Below are 4,080 nucleotides of genomic sequence, written 5' to 3' on the forward strand. Positions count from 1 at the left end.
ATGATAAAGTTTATCCCAACCAGCAAAGTGCCGTCATAATGTACTCTCCGGTTTTTATTGAAAAACAACCCGAGCTAGCCAGGGCATTTATGATTGCCTATGTTAAAGGTATGCGCGATTACAACGACGCCTTCGAAAAGAATAAAGGCAAGGAAGATGTTATCAAGATTCTGATGAAGCACACCAAGGTCAAGGATCGTGAAACCTATGACAAGGTGGCGACTGTCGGTTTGCATCATGATGGTATGCTCAATGTGTCAACTATGAAACAGGATGCGAAATGGTTACACCAAAAGGGGTACGTAAAGCAGCAACCTGATGTTGATAACATTGCTGATTTAAGTTACGTAAAGCATGCAGTAGAGAAGCTTGGACCTTATAAATAAGGCATAAGACACACCCGCATTGCGGGTGTTTTTATTTGTAGTGATTTTGAAGAATAATAAATTAGGGCGCGTCATTGTAAGTAATCTATTGAGGTAACAATATGAGCCAAAATGTCAACGAATGGATTCAGAGAGCACGGCATGAACTTGCGGAGCTGGGTGTAGAAGGGGTAAAGGATTCGGGTATTTTACCTGAGCGTGGAAAGGGCTTTTTCCCCGTTGTCAGTTATCCGCCAATCACGATGTACAGTGATATGGACGAAAGTCACATGTTTGATAATTTCGAAGATCGGTCAGCAATTCCAATGATCGGCTATCTGCATATACCTTTCTGCCCCTCCCGTTGTACTTACTGTCACTGGATTACCAAGACAAAAAGTAAAGATGAAGTAGTAAGCCAATATATCGATTATTTGGAACGTGAGATGGTGCTTTATAAGAACAGGTTGGGCCTGGATCGCGTGCCTGTTTCCTCCGTGCTTTGGGGCGGTGGAACTCCGACCTATCCGAAACCAGCACAACTCGAGCGCCTGTTTAAAGCATACACCACACATTACGATTTAAGTCAGTGTACGCAATTCTCTGTAGAAGCTGAGCCAACTACCTTAATTGGTGAAGATGGCATAGAGCGTTTGAAAATAATGAAGGCTTATGGGGTCAACCGCGTCAGTCTTGGTGTTCAGTCTGTTGATGATGATGTGTTACCTACCATGGGCCGTGCGCATAACCACGCCGAGACACTGGAAGCCATTGAGAATATGCGCAAGCTTGGATTCGAGAATATCTATATCGATCTGATTTACGGCTATCCTGGACAGACCATCGAAAAATGGGTCGAGGATATGTTGTATGCAGCTAATATGGATGTAGATGGCTATCAATTGTATCGTTTGCGCATCAAACAATTGGGCGATCGAAAAGGCAATATCATTAACTTGCTTGAGAAAAAGCCGGAGAAATTTCATGACGCCGATGAAATTTTCATTATGAAATACATCGGCAAAATTGTGTCTGAAGAGCATGGGTTTCACGAATACCAGCGCCGGATTTTTTCCAAAAGCGACGGTATTTCATCTCATTATTTACGCGACTGGTTTCTTAATCTCTACGATGTTGCCGGTGTAGGGGTTTCTGCCTGGTCGACATTGCGTGGAGTTTTTTCCATTAACATTGGTGAAAAAGACCTGGGTAAATATTACCAGTATATTGATGATGGAAAAGTGGCGATCAATCGTGGCAAAGTGCTTACCTTTGATGATAAAGCCCGGCGCAGTTTCATGTTGCCGCTTAAGAACGATTATGTGGACAAAGCATTTTATCGGTCTCGCGTAGGTGTGGATGCCAATGAATTGTTTAAAAGCGAACTGGCGTGGATGAAACAGCTGGGCATGATCGAGGAAAATGAAGAAAAGATCTGGTTAACCAACAGAGGTGCTTTTTTTGCCGATGAGGTGACTACCCAGTTCTTCAATCCAGATTATGTAGCGTATGATGACATACGCTTCGCGCCGGGCCGGAAGCCATTATTGCAACCGCCAATACGGCAGCAAGCATCGCAATAGATAGCACATTAACTGCTAATAACAATTATAAAATATTATAAGAATTAAAAAGCGGCTCACTAAGTGCCCACGGGTACTCCAAGTGAGAGGATTATACAGTGAAAAAACTTACGTCAATAAATCCTGCAACGGAAGCAGTTTTTTATGAAATGGATTGTTGGTCTGAGTTAGAACTGCAGGAAGTTGTCCGTAGCGTCACTTCCGCTGCTCCAGTGTGGGCCGATACAAGTCTGGATAAACGTATCAATGCTATCCGTAGCAGCGGAAAGCTTCTTCAACGGCGCCGCGATGAACTGGCAATACTCATTACCAGTGAAATGGGCAAAGTCATTAGTGAGTCCTACGCTGAGATCGACAAGTGTATTTTTACCTGTGACTATTACGCCGAGCATGCGCCTGCATTTCTGGCTGACGAAGTCATTAAGAGTGATGCTTCACGGAGTTATGTGGCTCATCAACCATTGGGTAGCGTACTGGGTATCATGCCCTGGAATTTCCCGTTTTGGCAGGTATTTCGTTTTGCGGTACCCGCATTGTTGACGGGTAACAGTGTCATGTTGAAACACGCATCAAATGTATCGCAATCCGCATTGGCTGCAGAACAACTGTTGCATGACGCGGGAATACCACAGGATGTGTTTCGTAGCCTGATGATTCATTCCAGCCAACTTGAACCGTTGTATACTGATCCGCGCATCAATGGATTCGCTCTTACTGGCAGTGAGAAAACCGGGCGTATAGTTGCAAAACAGGCGGGTGCCAATTTGAAAAAAGTGGTGCTGGAGCTCGGTGGGTCCGATGCCTTTATTGTTCTGGAGGACGCGGATATTGAACAGGCTGTGAAAACAGCGGTGGCTTCCCGTTTCTTCACGTCCGGGCAAAGTTGTATCAATGCTAAACGAATCATTCTGGTTGATGATATTGTTGATAAGTTTATTCCCAGGTTCATTGACGCAGTAAAAGCAATCACACTCGGTGATCCAATGGATCCGCAGACGAAAGTTGGACCCATGGCGCGTAGCGATCTGCGCGACAAATTAAACCAACAGGTAAAGAAAAGTATCAGTATGGGTGCGGAGCCCTTTGCCGGGTGTTATCCGTTGAAACAGGAGGGCTTTTATTATCACCCATCGATACTTAACAATGTCAAAAAAGGTATGCCGGCATACGATGAAGAGTTATTCGGACCGGTTGCATCAATCATCTATGCTCAGGATGAGCAGGATGCCATTCATATTGCAAACGATTCAAAATATGGATTAGCCGGTAGTGTCTGGACACAGGATATTGCGCGTGGTGAAAAAGTGGCGCGTCAACTGTATACGGGTACGGTTTATGTCAATGGCCTGGTTAAAAGCGACCCTCGATTGCCCTTTGGTGGTGTAAAAAATTCCGGATTTGGACGGGAGCTGTGCCGCCATGGGATGCTGGAATTCGCTAATACAAAAACGGTTTGGTTGGCCTGATTTTATAGTGTCGCAGGAATTATTTCGAACGCATTAATATTTTAATTCGATACTTGTTGCACATACTGCGATTCTTCAGATTCAATCCATTCTATAAATTCATTGAGTGGCACAGGTTTGCTGATTATATAACCCTGTATAGTATGACAGCCAAAATTTTTCAGTAATTCCAGAACCTCCTGAGTTTCTACACCTTCGGCGACTACGTCAATATCCAGGGAATCTCCGAGACCAATCATAGCATCTACGATAGAAGCGTCTTCCTCATCAATCGAAATTTTATTCACGAATGAGCGGTCAATCTTGAGTTCTGAAATAGGCAAACGTCGAAGGTTTGTCAGGGTGGAGTATCCAGTGCCGAAGTCATCGACTGAAATTCGAAATCCCATTTCTGTCAGCCGCTTAAGAAGTTCGCTAGTGTTTATGGAATCGATAAACATCGCGCTTTCGGTTAGTTCCAGGATTATTTTGCTGGCATCGACTTCAGTTTGTTTCAGTAGTTCGCTAATGTCTGATTCAAATTTTGGGTCCTGTAAATAAAGTGCCGACAGGTTGATGGAAATTGTAATGTCATTACTAAATCGACCAAGTTTAGTGCTGTCAGAAAAAGCATGTTGCATAACCCATTTAGAAAGCGCCTGTATTAACCCGGAATGCTCGGCTAGC

4 protein-coding genes are annotated in these 4,080 nt (G+C 44.0%); 3 read left to right on the forward strand and 1 reads right to left on the reverse strand.

From position 1 onward, the window contains the following. The 3 genes from ACWVCM_RS15410 to ACWVCM_RS15420 all read left to right on the forward strand — a co-directional run. The coding region (locus tag ACWVCM_RS15410; RefSeq protein WP_455202654.1) for a hypothetical protein at nt 1–386 on the forward strand (386 nt) is incomplete at its 5' end. Between the two features lie 101 nt (nt 387–487). Beyond that, nucleotides 488–1,948, forward strand: coding sequence for a coproporphyrinogen-III oxidase family protein (locus ACWVCM_RS15415; protein WP_455202655.1), 1,461 nt, complete (start codon nt 488–490; stop codon nt 1,946–1,948). 98 nt (nt 1,949–2,046) lie between these two features. Beyond that, a complete protein-coding gene (locus ACWVCM_RS15420) occupies nt 2,047–3,414 on the forward strand; it encodes an NAD-dependent succinate-semialdehyde dehydrogenase (protein WP_455202656.1) in 1,368 nt (455 codons plus the stop codon). 41 nt (nt 3,415–3,455) lie between these two features. Here the strand turns inward: ACWVCM_RS15420 and ACWVCM_RS15425 are convergent. Next, nucleotides 3,456–4,080, reverse strand: a 625-nt coding sequence (locus tag ACWVCM_RS15425) for an EAL domain-containing protein (protein ID WP_455202657.1), incomplete at its 5' end; no start/stop codon positions are given.

This window comes from Kaarinaea lacus, assembly GCF_975902315.1.

Coding starts and splice junctions, on each gene's coding strand:
- ACWVCM_RS15415 (WP_455202655.1), top strand. CDS start 488: ATGAGCCAAAATGTCAACGAATGGATTCAGAGAGCACGGCATGAACTT.